Genomic DNA, 26651 nt, shown 5'->3' with positions numbered 1-26651 from the left:
GCAGCGGCGCAAGCCGGCTCATGACATCCCTCTCCCGAGAACCCGACCCCAGGCCCGCCGAGCACCGGGTCGAGCACCGCATCGTCATCCCCGCGCACGTGCCGATGGTCGCGCTCCTCGGCAGCGGCGACTCCGTCCTGAGGGCGGTCGAGTCCGGTTTCCCCAGCGTGGACGTGCACGTGCGCGGCAACGAGATCGCGGTGACCGGACCTCCCGGTGACGTCGCGCTCGCGTCCCGGCTGCTCGACGAGCTCGTCGAGGTCGTCGAGGCGGGGACACAGCTCAGCGCGGACGTCGTCGCCCGGTCGATCGCGATGCTGACCGCCGCGACCGCGTCGCGCCCCGCCGAGGTCCTGACGCTCAACATCCTCTCGAGCCGCGGGCGGACGATCCGGCCCAAGACCGTCGGCCAGAAGCGCTACGTCGAGGCGATCGACGCGAACACCATCACGTTCGGCATCGGCCCGGCGGGTACCGGCAAGACGTACCTCGCGATGGCCAAGGCCGTGCAGGCGCTGCAGTCCAAGCAGGTCAACCGGATCATCCTCACGCGCCCGGCGGTCGAGGCGGGGGAGCGGCTCGGGTTCCTGCCCGGCTCGCTCACGGAGAAGATCGACCCGTACCTGCGACCGCTGTACGACGCGCTGCACGACATGATCGACCCGGACACGATCCCCAAGCTCATCGACGCAGGCACGATCGAGGTCGCACCGCTGGCCTTCATGCGCGGGCGTTCGCTCAACGACTCGTTCATCATCCTCGACGAGGCGCAGAACACGACGTCCGAGCAGATGAAGATGTTCCTCACGCGCCTGGGCTTCGGCTCCCGCATGGTCATCACGGGCGACGCGACGCAGGTCGACCTGCCGGGCGGCACCCCCTCCGGCCTGCGCGTCATCGAGGACGTGCTCACCGGCGTGGACGACGTCGAGTTCTGCCGGCTCACGTCGTCGGACGTGGTGCGGCACCGGCTCGTGAGCGACATCATCGACGCGTACGCACGGTGGGACGTCGCGGCCGGCGCGCCGTCGAGGCGCCGTGACGACGACCACCGCGGACGGACCGCGGACCGGAACCGACGGGCGAGGACCGACACGTGAGCATCGAGGTCAACAACGAGACCGAGGCAGAGGTCGACGAGGCCGAGTTCGCGGCGCTCGCGCGCTTCGTGCTCGACGCGATGCGCGTGCACCCGCAGAGCGAGCTCTCCGTCCTCTTCGTCGACACCGACGTGATGAGCGAGCTGCACGTGCGCTGGATGGACGAGCCGGGACCGACCGACGTGCTCTCCTTCCCCATGGACGAGCTGCGGCCCGGCCGCGACGGCGAGGTCTCCGGGCCGGGCCAGCTCGGTGACGTCGTGCTGTGCCCGGAGGTCGCGGCGCAGCAGGCGCTCGCCGCGGGGCACTCGACCGCGGAGGAGATGCTGCTGCTCACGACGCACGGCATCCTCCACCTCCTCGGCTACGACCACGCCGAGCCGGAGGAGGAGAAGGAGATGTTCGCGCTGCAGCGCAAGCTGCTCCTGACCTTCCTCGCGGGCCGGTGAGCGGCGAACCGGTCGCACTGCTCGCGGCGCTGACCGTGCTCACGGTCGCGCTCGCGGCCGCGCTGAGCGCGGGCGAGGCGGCGGTGCTGCGCGTGACGCGCGCCGCCGTCGTCGAGGCGACCGGCGGGCTCGACGCGTCGGGCTCGACGCGTCCGGGCGGGCGTCGGGCGCTCGCGCTGCTCGCCGACCCGGTCGTGACGGCGCGCTCGGTGGGCTTCGCGCGGGTCGTCGCGGAGGTCGCGTCGATCACGTGCCTCACGCTGCTGGTCGCGGCCTGGCTCGAGCCCTGGTGGCAGGTCTTGCTCGTCGCGCTCGCGGTGAGCGTCGTCGTCGGGCTGCTCGTCGTGCGGGTCAGCCCTCGTTCGCTCGGCCGTCGCCACGCGGTGCGGGTGCTGCTCGCGCTGTCGGGTCTGCTCACGGGGGTCGTCGCGGCGACCCGGTGGCTGACGCGCGTCGCGCCGGCGCCGGACTCCGCCGCCCACCAGCGCGAGCTGCAGGACATGGTCGACCGCGTCAACGAGTCCGAGGTCATCGAGGAGGAGGACCGCGAGCTCATCCGGTCGGTGTTCGAGCTCGGCAGCACCCTGACGCGCGAGGTCATGGTCCCGCGCACGGACATGATCACGACCCCGAGCGACACGCCGCTGCGCAAGACGCTGTCGCTCTTCCTGCGCTCCGGCTTCTCCCGCGTCCCCGTCACGGGCACGTCGGCCGACGATCTCGTGGGCGTCGCCTACTTCAAGGACGTCGTGCGCGTGCTCCAGGAGGGTCCGGACGCGGACGCGCGGCCCGTGGGCGACGTAGCGCGCCCCGCCATCTTCGTCCCCGAGTCCAAGCCGGTGGACGACCTGCTGCGCGAGATGCAGGCGTCCTCGTCGCACATCGCGATGGTCGTCGACGAGTACGGCGGGGTCGCCGGCCTCGTGACGATCGAGGACGCGCTCGAGGAGATCGTCGGCGAGCTCACGGACGAGCACGACCGCCCCGAGCCCGAGGTCGAGGACCTCGGCGAGGGCGTCCTGCGCGTGCCCGCCCGGCTGGGCGTGGACGAGCTGGGCGAGCTCTTCGGCCTCGACCTGGACGACGACGACGTGGACACGGTGGGCGGCCTGCTCGCGAAGGCGCTCGGCAAGGTCCCGCTGCCCGGGTCCGCGGCCGTGGTGCACGGTCTGCGGCTCGAGGCCGACCGCGTGCAGGGGCGGCGCAAGCAGCTCGCGACGGTGCTCGTGGCCCGTACAGCCCCGACCGAGACCCCTGCGGACGCTCCCGTCGACGTCCAGCCCGCCCCGGTCCCCGACGACACCCGACCCTCCGGCGCCACGCGCCACCGTTCCGCTCTCCCGACCTCGAAGGACGCCCCGTGAGCACCACACCTCCCGAGCACCGCTCCGGGTTCGCCTGCTTCGTCGGGCGTCCCAACGCGGGCAAGTCGACGCTGACCAACGCCCTCGTGGGCCAGAAGGTCGCCATCACGTCGGGCCGCCCGCAGACCACGCGGCACACGATCCGCGGGATCGTCCACCGGCCCGACGCGCAGCTCGTGCTCGTCGACACCCCCGGACTGCACCGCCCGCGCACCCTGCTGGGCGAGCGCCTGAACGACCTCGTGCGCGGCACGCTCACCGAGGTCGACGTCATCGCGTTCTGCCTGCCCGCGGACCAGAAGGTGGGCCCGGGCGACCGGTTCATCGCGAACGAGCTCGCCGACCTCATGCGGGGGCGGCGGGGGACACCCGTGGTCGCCGTGGTCACCAAGGCCGACCTCGTGGACCGCGGGACGCTCGCCGCCCACCTGCTCTCGGTCGACCGGCTCGGGGAGCAGGCCGGGGGCTGGGCGGACATCGTGCCGGTCTCGGCGCAGGACGGCTACCAGGTGGACGTGCTCGCGGACGTGCTCGTCTCCCACCTGCCCGAGGGTCCCGAGCTCTACCCCGGCGGGGAGCTCACCGACGAGCCCGAGGCCGTCATGGTCGCCGAGCTCGTGCGGGAGGCCGCGCTCGAGGGCGTGCGCGACGAGCTGCCGCACTCGCTCGCCGTGCAGGTCGAGGAGATCCTCCCGCGCGAGGGCAGCGGGGACGAGTCGACGGGCCGGCCGCCCCTGCTCGACGTCCGCGTCAACCTCTTCGTCGAGCGCGACTCGCAGAAGGCGATCGTCATCGGCCGCGGGGGGTCGCGCCTGCGCGACGTCGGCACGCGGGCCCGCCAGGGCATCGAGGCGCTGCTGGGCGCGCGCGTCTACCTCGACCTGCACGTCAAGGTCGCCAAGGACTGGCAGCGCGACCCCAAGCAGCTCCACCGGCTCGGGTTCTGACGACGCCCCGCACGGCCCGCCCGGGGGTCAGCCCCCGACGGGCTCTGGGGACCGCACCAGGGACCGGCGGACGACGCGCGACGTACGATTCCCCGGTGATCTTCCGGACCGCAGCGACGACGGCCGCCCTCGCGGTCGTGCTCGCGATCGTCGGTGCGGTCACCGGCCCCCAGTGGGACCCGGTGCCCGTCACCGAGCACCTCGAACCCGCGACGCCCGACACGACGATCGGCGGGCAGCCCCCCGGCGGGGCCGACCCCGTCGGGACCTACGAGGTGCGTGAGACCGACGTGACGGTCAGGCTCGACGGCGCGACCGTCGGGGGCGTCCTGCGCGAGCCCGTCGGCGCGGGCGACGACCTGGCGGGCGTCGTCTTCGTGCACGGCGCCGGGACCGGGCTCGCGACCGAGGCGTTCGTCGACGTCGCGGCCGACCTCGCGAGCGCAGGCGTCGTGACGCTCGTCCCCGACAAGCGCCTCGACACGTACACGACGCGGCATCGCGACTACGGCGCCATGGCGCGCGACTACGCCCGGTCGGTCGAGCTCCTGCGCGCCCGCCCGGGCGTCGACCCCGAGCGCGTCGGTCTCTACGGCGAGTCCGAGGGCACGTGGATCGTGCCCGTCATGGCGGCCGACGACCCGACGATCGCGTTCACGGTCCTGGTCTCCGCGCCCGTCGTCCCGCCGCGCCAGCAGGCCGCCTTCGCGGTCGACAGCTACCTGCGCAACACCGAGGTCCCGCACGGCGTGTTCCGCGCCATCCCCCGTGCCGTGGGGATGGCCATCCCGGGCGGAGGCTTCGAGTACGCGGACTTCGACGTCGAGCCGTACCTCGAGGAGCTCACGCAGCCGGTCCTCGTCGTCTACGGCACCGCCGACCCGTCGATGCCCGTCGAGCAGGGCGCGCGCCAGATCCTCGACGCGACCGCGTCGACCCCGGGGGCGGACGTGACGGTCCGCTACTACGAGGGTGCCAACCACGGCATCAAGATCGACGACGTCCTCGTGCCCGACTTCCCGCGCGACGCCGCCGCGTGGGTCACCTCGCTGCCCGACAGCGCCACCGCGCTGCCGCAGATCGCCGGCGCGCAGCCGAGCCAGCAGTTCCTCGCGGGCCCCGTCCCGACGCCGCGGTGGCTGGGCAACGGCGACCTGCTCGTCGCGCTCGTCGTCGTGGCGGGAGCGCTCCTGGTCGTCGGACCGCTCGTGCGGCTCGCCGTAGGGCTGGTGCGACGGCTCCGCCGCGTCGCCGGCAGGCCCACGGCACCGTCCGGGCTCGCCCCTGGGTTCCGCGGTCCGCTGGTCGGGCTCGGCGCCGGCGCCGCCGCCTCGACCGTCGGCCTCGTCGTGTACCTCGTGGCGGTCGCGCGGCTCGCGCTGGACTACGAGAAGGACGCGTGGGTCGTGCAGGGCGGCTGGGTCGCGGTGCGCCTCCTCGGGCTGGCGACGCTCGTCGCGGCGGCGCTGCTCCTCAACCGGTCCGCGGACGTCCGGGCCTCCCGCAGGGCCCTGGCCGACGACCCGCGGCACGTCGTCGACGGCGAGCGCGCGGCCGTCGTCCGCGTCGCGCCGGACGTCGCGACGCGGATCATGCTGTGGTGCGTCGTCGTCGGCTCGGCCGTCCTCCTCGTGATCCTCGCGTACTGGGGCGTGTACCAGCTCGGCATCTGACCTCTCGCGGGGCGCGGTGCGTCCGGCCTGCCTACAGTGGAACGGTGAGGCGCCGGTGGCTCGCGCACGGCCGGGCGGCTCGGGAGGGGCGCAGCGCCCACGAGCCGACGTCCGACGGCGCGGCCGCACGGGCGGGGTCCCTGAGCTTCGAGCTGCTCCCGCCCGACGCGCGCAGCGACGCGCGGTTCGACGCCCAGTTCGACGACCCCGGCGCACCGCGGCACGCGTCGACGGCGTCCGGACCGTCGAGCGACCACGGCCCGGCGGGCGCCCGGCCGTGGTTCGCCCACCCGCTGCCCTGGGTGGTCGCGGCCGTGTCGGTCGCGTTCGCCGGGTCCTTCGCCGTCACGGCGTCCCTGGAGCAGGCCCGCCCGCTCGACGTCACGACGCTGCCGGGTGGTCTGCGGCCCCTCGAGCAACCCCCGGTCCCGCAGTGGTCGGTCCCCGTCACGCCCGGCGCAGGCGTCGTCCCCGCCCCCGGCGCTGTCGTCGTGCTCGACGACGGTCTCACCGCGTACGGCGTCGACGACGGCGCCGTGCTGTGGCGGACCGAGCCGCTCGGCGACCGGACGAGCTGCCTGCCCGGCCCCGACCAGCGCCCGAGCGACGTCGTCGTCTGCGTCACCCCTGCCGGGTGGCGCGAGCAGGTGGCGCGCGTGACCACGGTCAGCTCGACGACCGGGGACGTGCTCGGTGAGCGCGTCGTCGAGACGGCGGGACGGTCGGTCGTGCCGATCGGCTCGACGGACCTCGTGCGCGCATGGTGGCGTGGGGGGAAGGTCGTCGTCGCGCGGGAGGACGCGGCGTCGGGCGAGCCGCGTTGGGAGCGCGCGTTCGAGCAGGACGGACCCGCACAGGGCGGTGACGTCGTCGTCGACGTGTCGCGCGGGGTCGTCGACGTCCTCGCACCCGGGGTCACCGCGGTGCTCACCGAGGACGGCGTCCCGCTCGTCGACAACGACGTCTGGACGATCGTGCGGCTGCAGGACGGGCGCTACGTCGGCAACGAGTACGGCCGCGGCACCGCGACCGTCTTCACCTCGGCGGGTGACCCGGCCTTCCGCATCAGGGGCCGCGTGCTGGAGACCCCGTTGTCCGACGGGTCCGTCCCCGGCGTCATCCTGACCAACACGTTCGGCAGCGTCGTCGGCGTCGACGCCGCCACGGGGTCGCAGCTCTGGGTGCTCCCCGGAGCGGGTCTCCGGGCCGTGGCGCGCGTCGACGGGCGCGTCGTCGTGCAGACGGACTCGTCGTTCCGGAGCGTCGACGCGCGCACCGGCGAGCAGGCGTGGTCCCTCGACCTGGAGGAGGGGAGCACGTGGCCCGTGCTGACGGACGGCGAGTCGTTGTTCGTCACGGAGCGTGACCGCGCCGGGAACCCGGGGATCGTGTCGGTCGCGCTCGACGACGGGACCGTGGAGTGGCGGTGGAACCCGCCCGAGGACACCTTCCAGGTGCTCGCCGTCGAGGGCCGTCTCTTCCTCCTCGACGGCGACCGGTTGACGGCCGTGTCGTGACGTGCGCCGCGTGGCCGCTTGAGCCGGACGTGATGAACCGGTAGAAACGGTCGGGGCCTCGTGGCCCGGCGTGCGTGCGTGCGTGCGTGACGCGACAGCGTAGGGAGTGCAGGATGACCAACCAGACCGGAGCGGCCGAGGAGCCGCACGCGGGTTCGGGGCCGGGGACGACGCCCGACCGCAGGGTGACGGGTGGCGACGACTCCACGACCGGAGAGACCCCGGGCACCGACGAGCAGGCGGCCGCGGGCGACGCGGCGGGCGCCGACCCTCGGCCCGCGCCGCAGACGGCGGCCGGCGAGCCCGGCACCGAGCCCGGCGCGGTGTCGCCCTTCGTGGGCATCCCCGTGAGCGACTACGTGCGCGACGGGGTCGCGGCACTCCTGCTCCTCGTCTCGCTCGCGCTGCCGTGGGACGTCGCCCACCGGGCGTCCGACAAGGTCGAGGTCGTGCTCCTGACGATCCTCTCGCTCCTCACCCTCGCGCTCCCGTACCTCGCGCGGACCGGGGTGCTCCCGACCTCGTGGACCGTGCACACCACGCGTCGTGTGCGGCTCCTCGCGAACGCGCCGTACGCGCTGCTCGTCGCGATCTACCTCGTCGTGGACGTCGTCGGCGGCGGGGACCTGGGCGACGGCTGGGGCGGGCTCGGAGCCGCTGCCGCGCTGGGTCTTGCCGGTGCGGTGCTCGCCGCGCAGCCGCGCCAGAGCGAGCTCGGGCCGCAGGACGTCGACCGCGCCGTCACGTCACGGTGGATGCAGGCGCTGCTGGTGCTGTCCGGCGTCCTCGTCGTCTCCGTCCTGCTGACGATCATCCTCACGGTCACGGGGGTGCGCCCCGAGGGGGCGCTGTTCGTCCTCGCCGTCCTGGTCTCCGCGCTGTTCCTGCTCGCGCTCGTCGGCCTGCCGACGTACGGGACGTGGCGGCGCTCGGAGGCGGCGCGGCTCACGCTCGTCGCGCTCGGCGTCATGCTGGCCGTGGCCTTCGTCCTGGGCTCCGGCAATAACGGCCTGGCGGCCATCGAGAGCACGCACACGGGCCGGTTCGGGCTCGTCCTCGTGCCGGCGCTCGCGGCCGTCGCGGCGTCGCCGGCGGTGCGCCGCGCGATGTCCCCGGCCGAGGCCGTCACGACCTGGGTGCGCGTCGCGGTGAACGCTCTCGACCTCGTCATGGTGGTCGCCGGCTATGTCGCCGTGAGCGCGGTGCTCACGCTCGCCAACGGGTTCCGGGACGTGCCCGTCGTCCTCGCCGTCGTCGTGGGCGTGCTGGCCGCGGTCGTCGCGCTCGTCGCGCGCCGCTCCCTCGTGCGCGACTCGGCGACCGGTCGTCCGCTCGCGCTCGGTGCCGCGGGCGTCGTGGCGCTGCTCGGGATCGTCCTGCTCGTCGTCACGTCGAACCGGGTCGTCCTCGGGGGCGGTGTCGAGCACGTGCTCCTGGCCTTCGGCCTGCCGCTGCTCGTGGTGGGTGCGCTCACCGTGCCGCGCGAGATCCGCGCCTACTTCGCGGAACACCGGCCGGTCCCCGTCGCGACGGCGGGCGAGGCCGCGCGTGCCTACGTCTGGCAGCCGCCGGCCCCCAAGCCGGCCCGCCCGGCCCCGAGCACCACTGCGCCCGCCGGGTACGGCCCGGCGCCCGCCGGCTACGGCCCGGCGCCCGCCGGCTACGGCCCGGCGCCCGTCGCTCACGGCCAGACGCCCGCCGGGGCCTCCGGAGGACCGGAGCATGCCCAGCCGAGCGCAGGTACCGCGCGCTGGGCTCCCGGCGGCGACTCGACCGAGGTCCTGCCGGTCCAGACGGTCGAGCCGGAGCGCAGCGGCTACGCCGCGCGTCCCGGGCTCACGCCCCCGGACAGCTCGACGACCGCCGTCATGCCCGCGTACGACGAGAGCAACCCCGGGACCGGCCCTCAGCCGACGACGGCCTCGCCGGCCCAGCCGGGGTACGCCCAGCCGGGCTACGCGCAGCCCGGGTACGCGCAGCCGGGCTACGCCCAGCCCGGCCACGGCCCGCAGGCCGGGCAGGGGTACGCGCCGCAGACCGGCCCGGTGCAGCAGCAGCCGACGGCTCCCGCCCAGCCGGCCGGCTTCACGGCGGCCCAGGCACTCGACCCGTCGACCCCGCTCGAGGTTCTCGCGCAGATCGTCCAGGACGCCCCGCACCTGCGCCCGCAGGTCGCGGCGAACCCGTCGACCTACCCGGCGCTGCTCGAGTGGCTCGGCAACCTCGGCGACCCCGCCGTGGACGCCGCGCTGCGGTCGCGGCGCGGCTGACGGACCCGACCTCCGTCGTGCCCGGGTGCTGGACGTCCCGCACCCGGGCACGACGGCGGGGTACAGTGGCGACGTGCACCTGAAGCGGCAGCTCCTCCTTCGTTGCCGCGGCGAGGCTCTCTAGCCGGTTCCTCGTCGCGGTGGTTGGTGTGCCGGCTGACACCGATCAGGACGACGACGAAGGACCCACGATGAACTCGACCCCCGCACCCGTCACCGACGCCACCAGCGCGAACCCGCAGCAGCCGTCGGGCATGCCGATCCACAAGTACCAGCCGTTCCACCGCCAGATCGAGGTCTCCGTCCCGGACCGCACGTGGCCGGACAAGCGCATCGAGAAGGCCCCGCGCTGGTGCGCCGTCGACCTGCGCGACGGCAACCAGGCCCTCATCGAGCCGATGAACCCCGAGCGCAAGCTGCGCATGTTCGAGCTGCTCGTGGAGATGGGCTACAAGGAGATCGAGGTCGGCTTCCCGTCGGCCTCGCAGACCGACTTCGACTTCGTCCGGATGCTCATCGAGGAGGACCGCATCCCCGACGACGTCGTGATCCAGGTCCTGACACAGTCCCGCGAGCACCTCATCGCCCGCACCTACGAGGCGATCAAGGGTGCGAAGCAGGCGATCGTGCACCTGTACAACTCGACGTCGGTCCTGCAGCGCGAGGTCGTGTTCCGCTCCGACGAGGACGGCATCATCGCGATCGCGGTCGACGGCGCGCGACTGTGCAAGAAGTTCGAGGAGACGGTTCCCGAGACCACCGTCTACTACGAGTACTCGCCGGAGTCCTACACCGGCACCGAGCTCGAGTTCGCCGCCCGCATCTGCAACGAGGTGCTGGAGGTCTTCGAGCCGACGCCCGACCGCAAGGTCATCATCAACCTGCCCGCGACGGTCGAGATGGCGACGCCCAACGTCTACGCCGACTCGATCGAGTGGATGAACCGGCACCTGAACCACCGCGAGAACGTCGTGCTGTCGCTGCACCCGCACAACGACCGCGGCACCGCCGTCGCCGCCGCCGAGCTCGGCTACCAGGCCGGCGCGGACCGCATCGAGGGCTGCCTGTTCGGCAACGGCGAGCGCACCGGCAACGTGTGCCTGGTGACGCTGGGCATGAACCTGTTCAGCCAGGGCGTCGACCCGCAGATCGACTTCTCCGACATCGACCACGTGCGCCGCACCGTGGAGTACTGCAACCAGCTCGGCGTGCCCGAGCGCCACCCGTACGCCGGCGACCTCGTCTTCACCGCGTTCTCCGGCTCGCACCAGGACGCCATCAAGAAGGGCTTCGACGCGATGGCCGTCCGCGCCGAGGCCGAGGGGAAGACTGTCGACGAGCTCGTGTGGGCCGTCCCGTACCTGCCGATCGACCCCAAGGACGTCGGCCGCTCGTACGAGGCCGTCATCCGCGTCAACTCCCAGTCCGGCAAGGGCGGCATCTCCTACCTGCTCAAGAACGAACGCCACCTGGACCTGCCCCGCCGGCTGCAGATCGAGTTCTCCCAGGCGGTCCAGCAGCACACCGACCAGCAGGGCACCGAGGTCACGGGCGAGGACATCTGGCGGATCTTCTCCGACGAGTACCTGCCCGTCGAGCCGGGCTCCGGCCTGGAGCCGTGGGGTCGGCTCAAGCTGCGCGCGACCCGCGCGTCGTCCAGCGAGGTGGGACCCGACACGCTGAGCGTCGACGTCGTCGACCGCGGCGAGGAGCTGACGCTCGAGGGCACCGGCAACGGCCCGGTCGCCGCGTTCGTCGACGCGATCGCCCAGGTCGGCGTCGACGTCCGGGTCCTCGACTACGCGGAGCACGCCCTCTCCGAGGGCGGCGACGCCACGGCCGCGGCCTACGTCGAGTGCCAGGTGGGCGACGACGTCCTCTGGGGCGTGGGCATCGACCCGTCGATCACGACGGCGTCCCTCAAGGCGATCGTCTCGGCGGTCAACCGAGCGGAGCGCACCACCGCCTGACCGTCCCGTGCTCGCTCGGCTGTCCGAGAGCCGCGCGTGGTCGGGTCGGGTGGTCGAGGCGGGTGGTGTGCTCGGGCTGCCGCGCCGTCGCCCCGGTCGTTCGTCCTCGCTGTGTGGAGCGCGGCTCTGACGCCCTTCGCACACCACCCGCCCCGACCCGGCTTCGTCTCGCCGTTCGCGGCGCTCCTGCCCGACGTCGTTCCCGCACCGACCGTCGTCGGCTCGCCCGGCTCGCCCGGCTCGCCCGTCTCGCCGAGCGGCTCGGCTCTGCCCGGCCTGCGGCTGGGCAGGCGCGGGCGAACTCGGCCTGCGTCGTCGGGAAGGTGACGGGCAGGACGAGCGGTGGGGGCGGGCCGTGTGCGAAGGACGTCAAGGCGCGCTCGTGGAGCGAGGACGAACGAACCAGGGTGACGGCGCGCCAGTCCGAGCACATGGTCCGCCCCCACCGCGGACCCGACCACGTGTCGCGAAAGACGACTCGAGCGCATGGACCGCCCCCCGGCGCGGACCCGACCATGCGGGGCCGTCCCGACCACCGCGCGCGGGGACGTGGGTGGGATGACGGACAATGGGGGCGTGGTCCTGTACCGAGACGACGCGATCGTGCTGCGCGCCCAGAAGCTGGGCGAGGCGGACCGCATCATCACCCTCCTCACGCGCGAGCACGGGAAGGTGCGTGCGGTGGGAAAGGGCGTGCGGCGCACGTCGTCGCGGTTCGGGGCGCGGCTCGAGCCGTTCATGGCGGTGGACGTGCAGCTCTACGTGGGGCGCTCGCTCGACACGGTGACGCAGGTGGAGACCATCGGGCCGTACGCGCGGCGCATCTGCGAGGACTACTCGCTCTACACGGCGGGCACGGTGATGCTCGAGACGGCGGAGCGGCTGGTTGCGGACGAGCGGGAGCCGGCCGTCCAGCAGTACTGGCTCCTCGCCGGCGCGCTCCGCGCGCTCTCCGAGAACGCCCACGCTCCGGGGCTCGTGCTCGACTCGTACCTCCTGCGAGCGCTCGCCGTCGCAGGCTGGGCGCCGTCGTTCGTCGACTGCGCGCGGTGCGGGGAGCCGGGCCCGCACCGGTCGTTCGCCGTCGCGCAGGGCGGGGCGGTCTGCTCGCGCTGTCGCCCGCCCGGGTCGACGGCGCCCGCCCCCGAGACCTTCGTCCTCCTCGCCGCGCTCCTCGCGGGGGAGTGGGACACCGCCGACGCCTCCGACGCGCGGCACCGCAAGGAAGCGAGCGGCCTCGTGGCCGCCTACAGCCAATACCACCTGGAGAGAACGTTGCGATCACTGCGCATGGTGGAGCGGGACGTGCCCGCCGCACCGGCCGTCGTCCCGCACCCCGCCCTCGACGGCGGGCCCGTCACCGGCGCCGGGCAGGAAGCCTGATGGTCCGCACCCGGCGGACGTACGCCGCGCCGTTCCCGCACCCGAGCGGTGCCCGCCCCCCGGCGATCCCCGCCCAGTTCGTCCCGCAGCACGTCGCGGTCGTCATGGACGGCAACGGTCGCTGGGCGAACGCGCGCGGGCTGCCGCGGACGGCGGGTCACGAGGCGGGCGAGGCGGCGCTGCTCGACGTCGTCGCGGGCGCCGTCGAGATCGGCGTGAAGCACGTGTCGGCGTACGCGTTCTCGACGGAGAACTGGAAGCGCTCGCCGGAGGAGGTGCGCTTCCTCATGGGGTTCAACCGCGACGTGATCCGGCGCCGCCGCGACGAGATGGACTCGTGGGGCGTGCGCGTGCGCTGGGCCGGGCGCCGACCGCGACTGTGGACGTCGGTGATCAAGGAGCTCGAGATCGCCGAGGAGCAGACGAAGGACAACGACGTGTGCACGTTGACGATGTGCGTCAACTACGGCGGCCGGGCGGAGATCGCCGACGCCGCGGCCGCGATCGCGCGGGAGGTCGCCGCAGGGCGCCTCGACCCGGGCAAGGTCACGGAGCGCACGATCCAGAAGTACCTCGACGAGCCGGACCTGCCGGACGTCGACCTCTTCCTGCGCAGCTCGGGCGAGCAGCGCACGTCGAACTTCATGCTCTGGCAGGCGGCGTACGCGGAGCTGGTGTTCCTCCCGGAACCGTGGCCGGACGTCGACCGTCGCCACCTGTGGCGTGCCGTCGAGGAGTACGCACGCCGCGACCGCCGCTACGGCGGCGCTGTCGACGCGGTCGGGACCGCGTCAGGAGCCTGACGGCCGCCCGGGACGGTGCGCCGGACGGGTCCACCGCGGAGACGGGCTGGTCCTGCGGGTCCGGGTGGCCGTCAGCGCGCGAGCGCGTCGAGCCGTGCGGCGAGCTCGGCGGGGCGGCTGAGAGCGACGAGGTGCCCGCCGGGTAGCTCCTCGACGTCGAGGCCCAGACGCTCGCGGGCTACCGCGCGCTGGAACGCGAGCGGGAAGAGCCGGTCGTCGCGCCCCTGGAGCACGACCGTGGGTACGTCGGGCCACTTCGTCGCGGGCCACGGGTCGGCGAACGAGCGCTCCGACGGCGACCGGTCCTCCACGGCGAGCACGTGCTGCGCGACGTCGGGCGGCACGTCGTGGAAGAAGTCGTCCACCGGGTCGAACGGGCCGAGCCCTGCCGACGAACGCCTCGCGGCGTGGTCCGTCGCGCGCCACCAGTCGGCGCCCGTCTCGCCGGGCCCGGGGATCATGGGGTTGAGCAGGACGAGCAGGCGCACGGGCTCCCGGCCGCACAGGAGCGGCCCGACGTACGCGCCCATCGACTGCGCGACGACCACGAGGTCGGGTCCTACGTCGTGCCCGACGGCATCGTGCAGCGTGGCGACGGCGACGTCGGTGAGCTCCGCCCACGCGTAGGCCTCGTCGTCCTGGGGCAGGTCGACGGGGACCGCGACGTGTCCGAGCCGCTCGAGCTCGGGGACGAGCCGGTACCAGTAGCCGGGGTCGCCGCCCGCGCCCGGCAGGAGCAGGAAGGTCGTCATGGGGTGTCGACGCGTACGGCACCCCGAACTCATCGCTCGACGGAGCGTGGGCCTCGACCGTGGGCGGCTAGGGTCGTCGACGTGCCCGACCCGATGCACTTCGACGCCCACGCCGACGCCTACGACCGCGCCAGGCCGCCCTACCCGGACGGGCTCTGGGCCCGCCTGACTGCGCTCGGGCTGCTGGACCGGGGAACGCGGGTGATCGAGCTCGGCGCAGGTACGGGCCAGGCGACCGGCCCGATGCTGCTGACCGGCGCTTCGGTCACGGCGGTCGAGCCCGGTGCGGCGCTCGCCGATCGGCTCCGGCTGCGGCACCCTGGTGCGACGGTGCACGTCGGGACAGCGGAGTCCGTCCCGCTGCCGAGCGGGGCCTTCGACCTCGCCGTCGCTGCCACGGCGGTGCACTGGCTCGACCTCGGCGTCGTGCTGCCGAAGCTCCACCGCGCGCTGGTGCCCGGTGGTCACCTCGCCGTGTGGCGGAACGCGTACGGCGACCCGTCCGCCGCCGTCACCCCGTTCCGGGAACGGATCTCAGGGATCGTGACCCGCCGGGACGCCGGGTCAGGACGACCGGGACCCGGCGAGCTCGACGACGACGCCTGGGTGGAGCGCCTGACCGACGGCGGGTTCTTCGTCGTGACGCACGTCGAGCGGTTCCGATGGTCGGTCGAGCTCGACGCCGAGCAGGTGCGCGACCTGTTCACCACCTTCAGCGACTGGAGCGCCGACGAGGCGAACGAGGCGTCCCGCGCCGTGCGCGACCTGGGTGGCCGGGTGGTCGAGCACTACGTCACCCCGCTTCTCGTGCTGGAGCGCGTCGACGCGCTCTGACGATCACCAGGACGGCGATGCCCACGACGAGGACGACCAGTGTCGCGATCCCCCACGTCGACCCGGTCGCGGCGGCGATCGCAGCGGACCACACGGCCCACCCGACGCTCGCGTAGATCGTCGCGTGGATCGCGCAGCCGACGAGCATCGCGACGAGGTACCGCCCGAAGGGCATGCGCACGACGCCGGCCGCGGCGTTGACGACGGTCTTCGTCCCGGTGGCGAGGAACGACGCGGGGACCGCGAGCAGCCCCCAGCGCCGGATGACGGCGACCCCCCGTGCGGTCGAGTCGCCGGACAGCCACGCGTGGACGCGCGCGACCCACGGCCTGACGGGACGGGTGCGGTCGAGCGTCCACACGGTGACGAGCCGGGCGATCCAGTACGTCGCCTGAGTCCGGACGAGGACGACCGCGAAGAAGAACGCGAACAGCGCGGCGAACGGGGCGCCGTCGAGCGCGTCGGGCACGGCTCAGTCCCGTGCCGAGGTGCGGGCGCAGCCCGCGCACGTGCCGAACAGCTCGATCGTGTGCTGGATCTCCGTGAACCCGTGCGACGTGCCGACCTGGTTCGCCCAGGCCTCGACCGTCGGCCCGTCGATCTCGACGGTCCGGCCGCACGAGCGGCAGACGAGGTGGTGGTGGTGCTCGCGACGCTCGCACCGGCGGTACAGGTTCTCGCCGTCCTCGGTGCGCAGGACGTCGACGTCGCCGCCGTCGGCGAGGCTCTGCAGCGTGCGGTACACGGTCGCGAGGCCCACGTTGTCGCCGCGCGTGCGCAGGACCTCGTGGAGCTGCTGGGCGCTGCGGAAGTCGTCGAGGTCCTCCAGCGCGTCCGAGACGGCGGCGCGCTGCCGGGTCATGCGCTGCACGTGTCACCTCCGGTGGAGCGGTTCGAGGCCCCCGAGGGTACGAGATCGAGCTCGACGTCGTCGGGGATGTCCGGGTGGGGGTCGCGCGCGACGCGCGGCCGACGGCGCACCCAGAGCGGGCGCAGGGCGGCCACGACGAGGTAGGTCCCTATCGCGAGGACGACGATCGTCGCGCCCGGCGACACGTTGTTCCAGTAGGTGAACGACAGGCCGACGACGCACACGACCACCCCGACCACGCAGGCGACGAGCATCGTGCGGCGGAACGAGCGCGTGACGAGCTGCGCGACGGCCACGGGAACGATCATGAGCGCGCTCACGAGCAGGAGACCGACGACGCGCATCGACACCGTCACGGTGAGCGCCGCGACGACGGCGACGGCGATGTTCAGCGAGCGGACCGGCAGGCCGGAGGCGCGCGCAAACTCCTCGTCGTGGCTGACGGAGAACAGCGCCGCGCGCAGGCCGATGCCCACGAGGAGGATGACGGCGCTCAGGACGACCGTGAGCACGAGGTCCGACGACGTCACGGTCGAGATCGAGCCGAACAGGTACTGCATGAGGCTGCCTGCGGAACCCCCCGCCAGCCCGATGAGCAGGACGCCGCCTGCGATGCCGCCGTAGAAGAGCAGGGCGAGCGCGAGGTCGCCGCTCGTCCGGCCGCGCTCGCGCACGAGCTCGATGGCGACGGCGCCGAGGACGGCCGCGACGACCGCACCGGGGATCGCGAGCGCGTCGTTCGGCACGACGCCCATCGCCGCCCCGACGAGCCACCCGAGCGCGACGCCGGTGAGCGCGACGTGGCCGATCCCGTCGCCGAGGAGCGAGAGCTTGCGCTGCACGAGGTACGTGCCCACGACCGGAGCGCTGACGCCCACGAGCAGCGCGGCGACGAGCGCGCGCTGCATGAGCGGGTCGGTGAGCATCGTGGAGAGCTCGGAGAACAGGGTCATGAGGCGTTCCTGGGGGTGCGACCCGCGGCGACGCCGGGGTACAGGGTGTCGGAGAGGCCGGTCGACGGGCCGCTGAGGGCGCCGTCGTCGTCCGCGGGCTCGTGCGGGTGCAGGTGCTGGTGCGTGGCACCCGCGTGCGTCGAGGACGCGCGGGGCGGGGCGCCGTCGTGCACGACGCGCCCGTGCCGCAGGACGACCGCACGCCCGATGAGCGGTGCAAGGACGCCGAGCTCGTGGAGCACGACGAGGACCGTGAGTCCGTCGTCGACGAGCCGCGTCATGGTCGCGGCGAACGCCTCCTGGCTCTCCTTGTCGACGCCCGCGACGGGCTCGTCGAGCACGAGGAGGTCCGGCCGGCGGACGAGGGCGCGGGCGATGAGCACGCGCTGCTGCTGGCCGCCGGACAGCTCGGCGGTCGAGTCGTCGGTGCGGTCGGCGAGCCCGACGAGGTCGAGCGCCTCGACGGTCCGGTCGCGCCAGCCGCGCGGGAGGCGCAGCCTGCCGCCCCCGAGCAGACCGGACGCGACGACCTCGGACGCGGTCGAGGGCATGCCGGACGGCGCGGCCACGCGCTGCGGCACGTACCCGAGGCGCTGCCACGGGAGGCGTGGGCCGAGCGGCGTGCCGAACAGCTCGACGGAGCCGCGGGAGGGCGGGACGATGCCCACCAGCGCGCGCACGAGGGTGGACTTGCCCGACCCGTTGGCGCCGAGCAGGGCGACGACCTCGCCCGCACGGACGGACAGGTCGATCCCGCGCAGGATCTCGCTCCCGCCGAGCGTCACGTGCAGGTCGCGCGCGGCGACGAGCTCCGGTGCGTCCGTCATGAGCAGACGAGGCCGGACGCGAGCGCGTCGAGGTTGGACTCCATGACCTCACGGTAGTCCGTCGCCCCCTCGGCGAGGCTCTCCAGCGGGTCGAGCAGCGCGGTCCCGACCCCGAGGTCGTCGGCCAGGGTCTGCGTCACCTTCGGGCTGACGAGCGTCTCGAAGAACAGCGTGGTGACGCCGTTCTCCTCGACGACCTCGCCGACCTCCCGCAGGCGCGCCGGCGACGGCTCGGCCTCTGGGTCGATGCCGGAGATGCCCACCTGGTGCAGGTCGTAGCGCTCCGCGAGGTAGCCGAACGCCTCGTGGGAGGTGACGAGGGTCGCCCCGGTGCACGGTGCGAGCGTCTCGGCGAACTCGGCGTCGAGCGCGTCGAGGTCCGCGGTGAGGGCCTGGGCGCCGGCCGTGTAGTCGTCCGCGTGGTCGGGGTCGATGGCCGAGAGCTCCTCGGCCACGGCGTCACCGACGGCCGCGAGCCGGGTCGGGTCGAGCCAGAAGTGCGGGTCGGTCGGTCCGTGGTCATGACCGTCGTCCGCTGCGCCCTCCTCGTCCGCGTGCTCGGCGTGCTCCTCGGCGCTCTCGCCGGCGTGCTCGTCCGACCCGCCGTCGGGGTGCTCCTCGAGGCCCGCGGACTCCGCGGCGTCCACCACGTGCTCGGGCGCGCGCTGCTCGATGCCCTCGTCGACGGCCGGCTGGAAGCCCGAGAGGTAGACGACGAGGTCCGCGTCGCCGATCGAGCGGACCTGGGCGGGTGCGAGCTCGAGGTCGTGCGGCTCGGCCGCGGGCGGCGTGAGGTTGGCGACGTCGACGTGCTCCCCGCCGACCTGCTCGACGACGTACTGCAGCGGGTAGAACGACGCGAGCACCTGGAGCCGCCCGTCGTCACCGCCGCCCGTCCCGCCGTCGCCGGGGGAGTCGCCGGGGGAGCATGCCGCGACGAGCGCGGCCGTGGCGAGGACGGCTGACGTGGTGAGCGCGCGACGGCGCCGGGCGGGAGAGCGGTGCATGTCCCCAGTCTCCGCCTTCTTGAGAATGGATGTCAAAACCGTTCCCGGTGAGGCCGGTCACGGCCGGGTACGCTGGTCGGTCGGCGCCCGTGCGGGCGCCGACCACCCGTCCAGCCCCCACGAGCCACGTGCGGGCCGTAGCAAGGAGTGATGACCGTGGCCGCAGCGCCCTCACCCACCGCCCGTCTCGACGCCGTCGTGTCCCTCGCCAAGCGGCGCGGGTTCGTCTTCCCCTCGGGCGAGATCTACGGCGGTACCCGATCCGCCTGGGACTACGGGCCGCTCGGCACCGAGCTCAAGGAGAACATCAAGAAGCAGTGGTGGCGCGCGACGGTCACGAGCCGCGACGACGTCGTCGGGCTCGACTCGTCCGTCATCCTGCCGCGCCAGGTCTGGGTCGCCTCCGGTCACGTCGGCGTCTTCACCGACCCGCTCACCGAGTGCCTCCACTGCCACAAGCGGTTCCGCGAGGACCAGATGATCGAGGAGTTCGAGGAGAAGAAGGGCCGCGCGCCCGAGGGCGGCCTCGCCGAGATCGCGTGCCCCAACTGCGGCACGCGTGGGCAGTGGACCGAGCCGCGCGACTTCAACATGATGCTCAAGACGTACCTCGGCCCCGTCGAGGACGAGTCCGGGCTGCACTACCTGCGCCCCGAGACGGCACAGGGCATCTTCGTGAACTTCGCCAACGTCATGGGCGCGAGCCGCAAGAAGCCGCCGTTCGGCATCGGGCAGATCGGCAAGTCGTTCCGCAACGAGATCACGCCCGGAAACTTCATCTTCCGCACGCGCGAGTTCGAGCAGATGGAGATGGAGTTCTTCGTCGAGCCCGGCACCGACGCCGAGTGGCACCAGTACTGGATCGACACGCGCACCGACTGGTACGTCGACCTCGGCATCTCGCGCGACAACCTGCGCCTCTTCGAGCACCCGCAGGAGAAGCTCTCGCACTACTCGACCCGAACGGTCGACATCGAGTACCGCTTCGGCTTCCAGGGCTCGGAGTGGGGCGAGCTCGAGGGCATCGCGAACCGCACCGACTTCGACCTCAAGACCCACGCGGAGCACTCCGGCAAGGACCTGTCGTACTTCGACCAGACGAAGAACGAGCGGTGGGTCCCGTACGTCATCGAGCCGGCCGCCGGTCTGACGCGCTCGCTCATGGCGTTCCTCGTCGAGGCCTACACCGAGGACGAGGCGCCCAACGCGAAGGGTGGCGTCGACAAGCGCACCGTCCTGCGCCTCGACCACCGCCTCGCTCCGGTCAAGGCCGCCGTCCTCCCGCTCAGCCGCAACGAGCAGCTCTCGCCCAAGGCGAAGGACCTCGCGACGGAGCTGCGCAAGTACTGGAACGTCGACTTCGACGACGCCGGGGCGATCGGCCGCCGTTACCGCCGTCAGGACGAGATCGGCACGCCGTTCTGCATCACGGTGGACTTCGACACGCTCGACGACCAGGCCGTGACGATCCGGCACCGCGACTCGATGGCCCAGGAGCGCGTCTCGCTCGACAAGGTCACCGAGTACCTGGCCGGGCACCTGCTGGGCGCCTGACCCACCGCGCGCCGGCCGGCCCCCTTCGCGGGGAGTGGCACACGGCACAGGAGAGGGGCGGGACCGTGTGGTCCCGCCCCTCTGTCGCGTCGTGTCGGGACGCGCTCGCCCCCTGCGGCTCCGCTAGCGGGCCGCGCCCTTCGCCCGGTTGAGCAGGCCGATCACGAGGCTCACGACCAGCACGATGATGCCGATCCAGATGAGAACCTTCGCGGCCTCGATGGCGACGCCGAGGATGAGGAGCACGGCGCCGACGATGACCAGGATGAGCCAGAGAGGCATGTCGTCCCTTTCGTCCGTGTCCGGCCTGGATTGCCGGACCTCTCCACCTTGGCACGGGTAGCCGTCTCTCGCTCGCCGAACCGGCTCTCACGCCCGGTCGCCGACCGGATGGGACAATGGAGCGCGTGACCGCTCCAGCCACCGCTCTCAGCACGGACGCCTCCACCGGCACCGCCCCCGAGCCGATCCTCGCCCCGCTGCGCATCGGCCCCCTCGTCGTCGACACCCCCGTGGTGCTCGCCCCCATGGCAGGCGTGACGAACCGGGCGTTCCGCACGCTGTGCCGCGAGGCCGGTGCCAGCGGCGGGCAGCACCCGGGCCTCTACGTCGCCGAGATGGTCACGAGCCGCGCGCTCGTCGAGCGCAACACCGAGGCGCTGCGCATCGTGACCTTCGGCGCGGACGAGGTCCCGAGGTCGGCGCAGGTGTACGGCGTCGACCCGGCGACCGTGCGCGAGGCCGTGCGGATCATCGTCGCCGAGGACCGGGCGGACCACGTCGACCTCAACTTCGGCTGCCCGGTGCCCAAGGTGACGCGCCGGGGCGGGGGAGCGGCGCTGCCCTGGAAGCGAGACCTCTTCACGTCCATCGTGCGCGAGGCCGTCGAGGCCGCGCGCCCCTACGGCGTGCCCGTCACGGTCAAGATGCGCAAGGGCATCGACGACGACCACCTCACCTACCTCGAGGCCGGCCGGATCGCCGAGGGCCTCGGCGTCGCCGCCGTCGCACTGCATGCACGCACGGCCGCCGAGCACTACTCCGGGACGGCGGACTGGACGGCGATCGCCCGCCTCAAGGAGGCGGTCACGAGCGTCCCGGTGCTCGGCAACGGCGACATCTGGTCCGCCGAGGACGCCGTGCGCATGGTCCGCGAGACGGGGTGCGACGGCGTCGTCGTCGGCCGGGGGTGCCAGGGGCGCCCGTGGCTGTTCGCGGACCTCGCGGCGGCGTTCGCAGGCCGACCCGAGCGCGTGCGCCCGGGGCTGCGCGAGGTGGCCGACACGATCTACCGCCACGGCGAGCTGATGATCGACTACTTCGACGGCGACGAGGGCAAGGGCATGCGCGACCTGCGCAAGCACATGGCGTGGTACCTCAAGGGCTACGCGGTGGGCGGGGACGCGCGGCGCTCGCTCGCCATGGTCTCGACCCTCGCGGAACTGCGCGAGCTGCTCGACGACCTCGACCTCGACGCGCCCTACCCGGGCGAGGCCGCCGAGGGTCAGCGCGGGCGAGCAGGGTCGCCCAAGACGCCGCACCTGCCCTACGGCTGGCTCGACTCGCGCGAGCTCGACGCCGAGCACTCCGCGCGTCTGCGCGAGGCGGAGCTGAGCGTCTCGGGCGGCTGAGCAGTCCACGAAGCCGGAGCCGACGGCGAGCCGAGACCGTCGGACGACGACGGCCGGGGCCCCTTCCGGGACCCCGGCCGTTCTCGTCGGGACGGCGCAGCGCGTCAGACCGCGCGGAGCCAGACGGTCGTGTCCGAGGGGACCCGCACCTGCGGGTCGGCGGAACGGTCGGTGAGGACCGGACCGGACGCGACGAGCACCTCGGCCCCGTGCGGCAGCACGACCGGCTCGGCGCCGAGGTTGGCGAGCACGACGACGTCGCGGTTGCGGAACGCGATCACGTCGGCCGACCCGGCATACTCCTCGACCCACGCGAGCGTGCCGGAGCCGAGGCGCTCGGCACGGCGGGTCGCGAGGGCGGTGCGGTAGGTCTCGTACGTCGACCCCTCGACACCGCGCTGCACGTCGGCGGCGTAGCGCGCGTAGGCCTCGGGCTGCGGGAGCCACGTCTTGCCCGTCGGGCCGAACCCGTTGCCGGGCGCGCCCGCCTGCCAGGGGAGCGGGATGCGGCACCCGTCGCGACCGGCCTCGGCGCCGCCGGTCCGGAAGAACGCGGGGTCCTCGCGGACGTCGTCGGGCAGGGCGGTGTGCTCGGGCAGGCCCAGCTCTTCGCCCTGGTAGAGGTAGGAGGACCCGGGCAGGCCCAGCATGAGCACCGACGCGGCGCGGGCGCGGCGCAGGCCGAGCTCCTCGTCGGGCTGCGGGTCGTGCGCGAAGATCCCGTTCGGGCGCAGGCCCGGCTCGGCCAGCCCGAGCCGCGACGCGTGGCGCACGACGTCGTGGTTGGACAGGACCCAGGTCGTGGGCGCGCCGACCTCGTCGTTCGCGTGCAGCGACGCGGCGATCACGGTGCGCAGCGGTGCCGCGGACCACGCGGTGGTGAGGAAGGAGAAGTTGAACGCCTGGTGCATCTCGTCCGGGCGCACGTAGCGCGCGAGGCGCGACAGCGGCTCGACCCACGCCTCGGCGACGAGGGCGCGGTCGCCGTCGTACTCGGCGAGCACGCGGTGCCACGCGCGGTAGATCTCGTGCACGCCGTCCTGGTCGAACATGGGGCCCGAGTTCCCGGCACCGGTCGAGCCGTCCTCCGGAGCGCCGGGGTCGACGCCCTCCTCCGGCTCGCCCCCCTCGGTGCCCTCGACCATCGACACGGTCCCGTCCCAGTCGGGCAGGCCGTCGGCCTTGACCATGCCGTGCGCGACGTCGACGCGGAACCCGTCCACGCCCTTGTCGAGCCAGAAGCGCAGCACCTGCTCGAACTCCTCGCGCACCTCGGGGTTGGTCCAGTCGAGGTCGGGCTGGGTGGAGTCGAAGAGGTGGAGGTACCACTGGCCCGGGGTCTCGCCGTCGGCGCCGGTGACGGGCCGTGCGCCCGGCCCGGCCGTGACGCGCGTCCACGCCGGGCCACCGAAGATCGACTGCCAGTTGTTCGGCGGGAGCTCGCCGTGCTCGCCCTCACCCTCGCGGAACATGAAGCGCGCGCGCTCCGCCGAGCCCTCCGGCGCCGCGAGCGCCGCCTGGAACCACGCGTGCTGGTCGGACGTGTGGTTCGGCACGAGGTCGACGATCACGCGGATGCCGCGCGCGTGGGCCTGCGCCAGCAGCTCGTCGAAGTCGGCCAGCGTGCCGAACAGCGGGTCGACGTCGCGGTAGTCGGCGACGTCGTAGCCCGCGTCCTTCTGCGGCGAGCGGTAGAACGGGCTCAGCCACACCGCGTCGATCCCGAGCTCGGCGAGGTGGTCGAGCTTCGAGGTGACGCCGGGGAGGTCGCCGATCCCGTCGCCGTCGCCGTCCGCGAAGGAGCGCGGGTAGACCTGGTAGATGACCGCGTCGCGCCACCACTCGGGCGCCTCGCCAGGTCCGGCGTGGACGAGCGCGCCGGCAGCCAGGGGTGCCGGCGCCGTGACGGTGGTGGTCGGCGTCGAATCGATACGAGTCATCGAGCTGTCGGTCCTCACGTGAGTGTGTTCGTCGGGTTTCAGGGTGGTCTGTCGAGAGTGGCGCGTCGACCCCGCGATCGAGTGTAAGCGCTTGCGGTGGGGGCTCCAGAAGCCCGGCGCACGGCCGCGCGGGCTGTGGGGATCGCCCCGGGGGTGGGCCCGGGCGACCGGGTCAGTCGGTCGAGGCGCCCGGAGCCGAGGTCGCGAGGTTCGCGGCAGACCGTGCGGGAGCGGCTCCCGTGGAGTCCCGCACGATGAGCTCGGGCTGGAAGAGCAGCTCGGTGCGGGGCGCGCGCTCGCCGGCGATCTCGGTGAGCAGCGCGCTGACCGCTGCGTGCGCCATCGCGCTGACGGGCTGGCGCACCGTGGTCAGCGGCGGGTCGGTGAACGCGATGAGGGGCGAGTCGTCGTACCCGACCACCGAGACGTCGTCGGGCACCCGCAGGCCTCGCGAGCGCGCGGCCCGGATCGCGCCGAGGGCCATGAGGTCGGAGCCGCACACGATCGCGGTGTGCCCGGAGTCGATGAGCTCGCCGCCCGCGGCCTGGCCGCCCTCGACGGAGTACAGCGTGACGACGACGTGCTCGCCAGCCTCGGCCGCGTCGGCCGCGAGGCCGTGCCGCACGAGCGACTCGGCAAAGCTCGCGTGCTTGCGCTGCGCGGGGACGAAGCGGTCCGGGCCGATCGCGAGACCGACGGTTCGGTGGCCGAGCGAGACGAGGTGGCGCACGGAGAGCTCGATGCTCGCGACGTCGTCGGTCGACACGAACGGTGCGTCGATGCCGTCGGCGAAGCCGTTGACCAGGACGATCGGGATACCGCGGCTGCGCAGGCGCTCGTAGCGCTCGTGGCTCGCCTGGGTGTCGGCATGGAGCCCGGACACGAAGACGATCCCGTCGACCGTGTGGTCCATGAGCATGTCGACGTAGTCGTCCTCGGTGGTGCCGCCGGGGGACTGCGTGCAGAGCAGCGGGGTGTACCCGTGCTCGGAGAGCAGCGACTCGATCGTCTGGGCGAACGCCGGGAAGACGGGGTTGGTCAGCTCGGGCACGACGAGGCCGACGAGGCCGGCCGAACGGGTGCGCAGCGTCGACGGGCGCTCGTAGCCGAGCACGTCGAGCGCGGCGAGCACCGCCTGGCGGGTCTCGCTCGCGACGCCGGGCTTCCCGTTGAGGACGCGCGAGACCGTCGCGGTGGAGACGCCGGCCTGGGCGGCGAGATCGCTGAGACGGGTGCGCACATGGGGAAGCGTAGGGGACACCGGACCTCCTCGTCCTGGTCGTCCGGTCGGTGGGCCGTCGGCTCCGGGTGCGGAGCCCGACGGGTCGTCGACCGGTGGAGGCGGGCGGGCGCCGGACGGCGCCCTGCAAAGCGTTGCATGAAAGTTACCGCAACGACTTGCACCGGTGCCACCCCGCGTTCTACGGTCCTCGCATCAGGGCCACGGTCGGTGCGAGCCGGCAGGGGCCGCCATCGCACTGCAACATGCTGGGAGTGACCACTGATGCGACGGAGCATCCTTCTCGCCGCCGCGCTGACCACGACGCTGGCGCTGGCCGCCTGCTCGTCCGGCGGCTCGGGCGACGAGACCACCGACGAGCCGAGCGCCGAGGACACCTCCGCGAGCGGCTCGCTCACCGTCTGGGTCGACGAGACCCGTCAGGACGCCGTGACCGCGGCAGCCGAGTCCTTCGAGACCGAGACCGGCACCGCCGTCGAGGTCGTCCTCAAGAACTTCGAGGACATCCGGGCCGACTTCCTGGCCCAGGTCCCGACCGGCGAGGGCCCCGACATCACCGTCGGCGCGCACGACTGGCTCGGCGAGCTGACGACGAACGGCGTCGTCGCCCCGCTCGAGCTCGGCGACAAGGCTGCCGAGTTCGAGGAGGTCTCGATCCAGGCGTTCACGCAGGACGGCCAGGTCTACGGCCTGCCCTACGCGATCGAGAACATCGCGCTCATCCGCAACACGGCGCTCGCGCCGACCGCCCCCGCGACGTGGGACGAGGCGGTCGCCGCCGGCCAGGCCGCCGGGACGCAGTTCCCGATCCTCGTGCAGTCGGACAACGACAAGGGTGACCCGTACACCCACTACCCGTTCCAGACGTCGTTCGGCGCCCCCGTCTTCACGCAGAACGAGGACGGCAGCTACACGTCCGAGCTCGCGATGGGCGGCCCCGAGGGCCAGGCGTACGCGCAGTGGCTCGGCGCGCAGGGCGCGGCGGGCGTGCTCCGCCAGGACACGACGTACGACATCGCCGTCGAGGCGTTCAAGAACGGCCAGTCGCCGTTCATCGTCGGCGGCCCGTGGATGATCGAGTCCTTCGAGGGGCTCGACCTCTCCATCGACCCGATCCCCTCGGCGGGTGGCCAGGCGGCGCAGCCGTTCGTCGGCGTCCAGGGCTTCTACCTCAGCGCCGAGAGCGAGAACGCGATCGTCGCGAACGACTTCCTCGTGAACTTCCTCTCGACCGAGGACGCGCAGCTCGCGCTGTACGAGGCGGGCAACCGGCCCCCGGCGCTCACCGCCGCGGCCGACACGGCCGCCGAGGGTGACCCGATCGTCGCGGGCTTCCGCGCCGTCGGCGCCGAGGCCGTGCCGATGCCCTCGATCCCCGAGATGGCGTCCGTGTGGAGCTTCTGGGGCGTCACCGAGGCCGCGATCGTCAGCGGTGCGGACCCCGTCGCCACCTGGGACAAGATGATCGCCGACATCCAGGGTGCGATCGACGGCTGACCCAGCCGACCCGGCCGTCCAGGCCGGTCCCGGCGGCCGACCGCTGTCGCGGTGCGCAGGGTCTCCTGC

General features: G+C 73.3%; 23 protein-coding genes. 14 read left to right on the top strand and 9 right to left on the bottom strand.

What is annotated here, in order from left to right:
* Positions 1-20: 20 nt before the first annotated feature.
* From ACMXGY_RS13245 to ACMXGY_RS13200, 10 genes are all read left to right on the top strand, one after another.
* Positions 21-1100: a PhoH family protein gene (locus tag ACMXGY_RS13245; RefSeq protein WP_483773456.1), complete on the top strand. Its 1080-nt coding sequence runs from the start codon at positions 21-23 to the stop codon at positions 1098-1100.
* The gene (ybeY, locus tag ACMXGY_RS13240; protein ID WP_483773455.1) at positions 1097-1549 is read left to right on the top strand and encodes an rRNA maturation RNase YbeY; all 453 of its coding nucleotides are present in this window, start codon (positions 1097-1099) and stop codon (positions 1547-1549) included. Before ACMXGY_RS13245 ends, ybeY begins: the two co-directional genes overlap by 4 nt.
* On the top strand, positions 1546-2913 hold the full coding sequence (locus ACMXGY_RS13235) for a hemolysin family protein (RefSeq protein WP_483773454.1): 1368 nt from the start codon (positions 1546-1548) through the stop codon (positions 2911-2913). Before ybeY ends, ACMXGY_RS13235 begins: the two co-directional genes overlap by 4 nt.
* Positions 2910-3860: a GTPase Era gene (gene era, locus ACMXGY_RS13230; protein ID WP_483773453.1), complete on the top strand. Its 951-nt coding sequence runs from the start codon at positions 2910-2912 to the stop codon at positions 3858-3860. Before ACMXGY_RS13235 ends, era begins: the two co-directional genes overlap by 4 nt.
* 95 nt (positions 3861-3955) lie before the next feature.
* Positions 3956-5533, top strand: coding sequence for an alpha/beta hydrolase family protein (locus tag ACMXGY_RS13225; RefSeq protein ID WP_483773452.1), 1578 nt, complete (start codon positions 3956-3958; stop codon positions 5531-5533).
* A gap of 44 nt (positions 5534-5577) precedes the next feature.
* Entirely contained in the window at positions 5578-7050 is a 1473-nt protein-coding gene (locus ACMXGY_RS13220; RefSeq protein WP_483773451.1) for an outer membrane protein assembly factor BamB family protein, read from the top strand.
* Between the two features lie 113 nt (positions 7051-7163).
* Positions 7164-9320 (top strand): DUF7937 domain-containing protein, encoded by a 2157-nt coding sequence (locus tag ACMXGY_RS13215; RefSeq protein ID WP_483773450.1) that lies wholly within the window; start codon positions 7164-7166, stop codon positions 9318-9320.
* Between the two features lie 191 nt (positions 9321-9511).
* Positions 9512-11290, top strand: coding sequence for a 2-isopropylmalate synthase (leuA, locus tag ACMXGY_RS13210; RefSeq protein WP_483773449.1), 1779 nt, complete (start codon positions 9512-9514; stop codon positions 11288-11290).
* 558 nt (positions 11291-11848) lie between these two features.
* Positions 11849-12673, top strand: coding sequence for a DNA repair protein RecO (gene recO, locus ACMXGY_RS13205; protein ID WP_483773448.1), 825 nt, complete (start codon positions 11849-11851; stop codon positions 12671-12673).
* Positions 12673-13476, top strand: a complete 804-nt coding sequence (locus ACMXGY_RS13200; RefSeq protein WP_483773447.1) for an isoprenyl transferase — start codon at positions 12673-12675, stop codon at positions 13474-13476. Before recO ends, ACMXGY_RS13200 begins: the two co-directional genes overlap by 1 nt.
* Positions 13477-13547: 71 nt before the next feature.
* On the opposite strand, the gene ACMXGY_RS13195 is transcribed toward ACMXGY_RS13200, so the two are convergent.
* On the bottom strand, positions 13548-14228 hold the full coding sequence (locus ACMXGY_RS13195; RefSeq protein WP_483773446.1) for an alpha/beta fold hydrolase: 681 nt from the start codon (positions 14226-14228) through the stop codon (positions 13548-13550).
* 81 nt (positions 14229-14309) lie between these two features.
* On the opposite strand from ACMXGY_RS13195, the gene ACMXGY_RS13190 reads away from it, so the two are divergent.
* On the top strand, positions 14310-15062 hold the full coding sequence (locus ACMXGY_RS13190; RefSeq protein WP_483773445.1) for a class I SAM-dependent methyltransferase: 753 nt from the start codon (positions 14310-14312) through the stop codon (positions 15060-15062).
* Here the strand turns inward: ACMXGY_RS13190 and ACMXGY_RS13185 are convergent.
* Genes ACMXGY_RS13185 through ACMXGY_RS13165 form a run of 5 tightly spaced genes read right to left on the bottom strand, consistent with a single transcriptional unit; the run spans position 15022 to position 18720 of the window.
* Entirely contained in the window at positions 15022-15531 is a 510-nt protein-coding gene (locus ACMXGY_RS13185) for a DedA family protein (protein ID WP_483773444.1), read from the bottom strand. The genes ACMXGY_RS13190 and ACMXGY_RS13185 overlap by 41 nt on opposite strands.
* Before the next feature lie 3 nt (positions 15532-15534).
* Positions 15535-15924 carry a Fur family transcriptional regulator gene (locus ACMXGY_RS13180; protein WP_483773443.1) on the bottom strand — a complete coding sequence of 130 codons (390 nt, stop codon included), beginning with the start codon at positions 15922-15924 and terminating at the stop codon, positions 15535-15537.
* Positions 15921-16886, bottom strand: a complete 966-nt coding sequence (locus tag ACMXGY_RS13175) for a metal ABC transporter permease (RefSeq protein ID WP_483773442.1) — start codon at positions 16884-16886, stop codon at positions 15921-15923. Before ACMXGY_RS13175 ends, ACMXGY_RS13180 begins: the two co-directional genes overlap by 4 nt.
* Positions 16883-17713, bottom strand: coding sequence for a metal ABC transporter ATP-binding protein (locus ACMXGY_RS13170; protein ID WP_483773441.1), 831 nt, complete (start codon positions 17711-17713; stop codon positions 16883-16885). Before ACMXGY_RS13170 ends, ACMXGY_RS13175 begins: the two co-directional genes overlap by 4 nt.
* Complete coding sequence (locus ACMXGY_RS13165) at positions 17710-18720, bottom strand: metal ABC transporter substrate-binding protein (RefSeq protein WP_483773440.1); 1011 nt, start codon at positions 18718-18720, stop codon at positions 17710-17712. The genes ACMXGY_RS13170 and ACMXGY_RS13165 overlap by 4 nt, the downstream gene beginning before the upstream one ends.
* A 156-nt stretch (positions 18721-18876) precedes the next feature.
* On the opposite strand from ACMXGY_RS13165, the gene ACMXGY_RS13160 reads away from it, so the two are divergent.
* Positions 18877-20274 (top strand): glycine--tRNA ligase, encoded by a 1398-nt coding sequence (locus ACMXGY_RS13160; RefSeq protein ID WP_483773439.1) that lies wholly within the window; start codon positions 18877-18879, stop codon positions 20272-20274.
* Positions 20275-20397: 123 nt separating this feature from the next.
* Here ACMXGY_RS13160 and ACMXGY_RS13155 read toward each other — a convergent pair whose 3' ends face one another.
* Positions 20398-20556 carry a hypothetical protein gene (locus ACMXGY_RS13155; RefSeq protein ID WP_144425673.1) on the bottom strand — a complete coding sequence of 53 codons (159 nt, stop codon included), beginning with the start codon at positions 20554-20556 and terminating at the stop codon, positions 20398-20400.
* A gap of 116 nt (positions 20557-20672) precedes the next feature.
* On the opposite strand from ACMXGY_RS13155, the gene dusB reads away from it, so the two are divergent.
* A complete protein-coding gene (dusB, locus tag ACMXGY_RS13150) occupies positions 20673-21905 on the top strand; it encodes a tRNA dihydrouridine synthase DusB (RefSeq protein ID WP_483773438.1) in 1233 nt (410 codons plus the stop codon).
* 104 nt (positions 21906-22009) lie between these two features.
* Here dusB and ACMXGY_RS13145 read toward each other — a convergent pair whose 3' ends face one another.
* The gene (locus ACMXGY_RS13145; RefSeq protein ID WP_483773437.1) at positions 22010-23845 is read right to left on the bottom strand and encodes a glycoside hydrolase family 13 protein; all 1836 of its coding nucleotides are present in this window, start codon (positions 23843-23845) and stop codon (positions 22010-22012) included.
* Positions 23846-24017: 172 nt separating this feature from the next.
* On the bottom strand, positions 24018-25085 hold the full coding sequence (locus tag ACMXGY_RS13140) for a LacI family DNA-binding transcriptional regulator (RefSeq protein WP_483773436.1): 1068 nt from the start codon (positions 25083-25085) through the stop codon (positions 24018-24020).
* 264 nt (positions 25086-25349) lie between these two features.
* Between ACMXGY_RS13140 and ACMXGY_RS13135 the strand changes: the two genes are divergently transcribed.
* The gene (locus ACMXGY_RS13135; protein ID WP_483773435.1) at positions 25350-26582 is read left to right on the top strand and encodes a sugar ABC transporter substrate-binding protein; all 1233 of its coding nucleotides are present in this window, start codon (positions 25350-25352) and stop codon (positions 26580-26582) included.
* Positions 26583-26651: the final 69 nt, after the last annotated feature.

The sequence above is a fragment of the Cellulosimicrobium sp. G4 BAM 1002 genome, from assembly GCF_057126935.1.
Note: the sequence above shows the minus strand (reverse complement) of the source record. Positions and strands in the feature narration are given on the sequence as shown.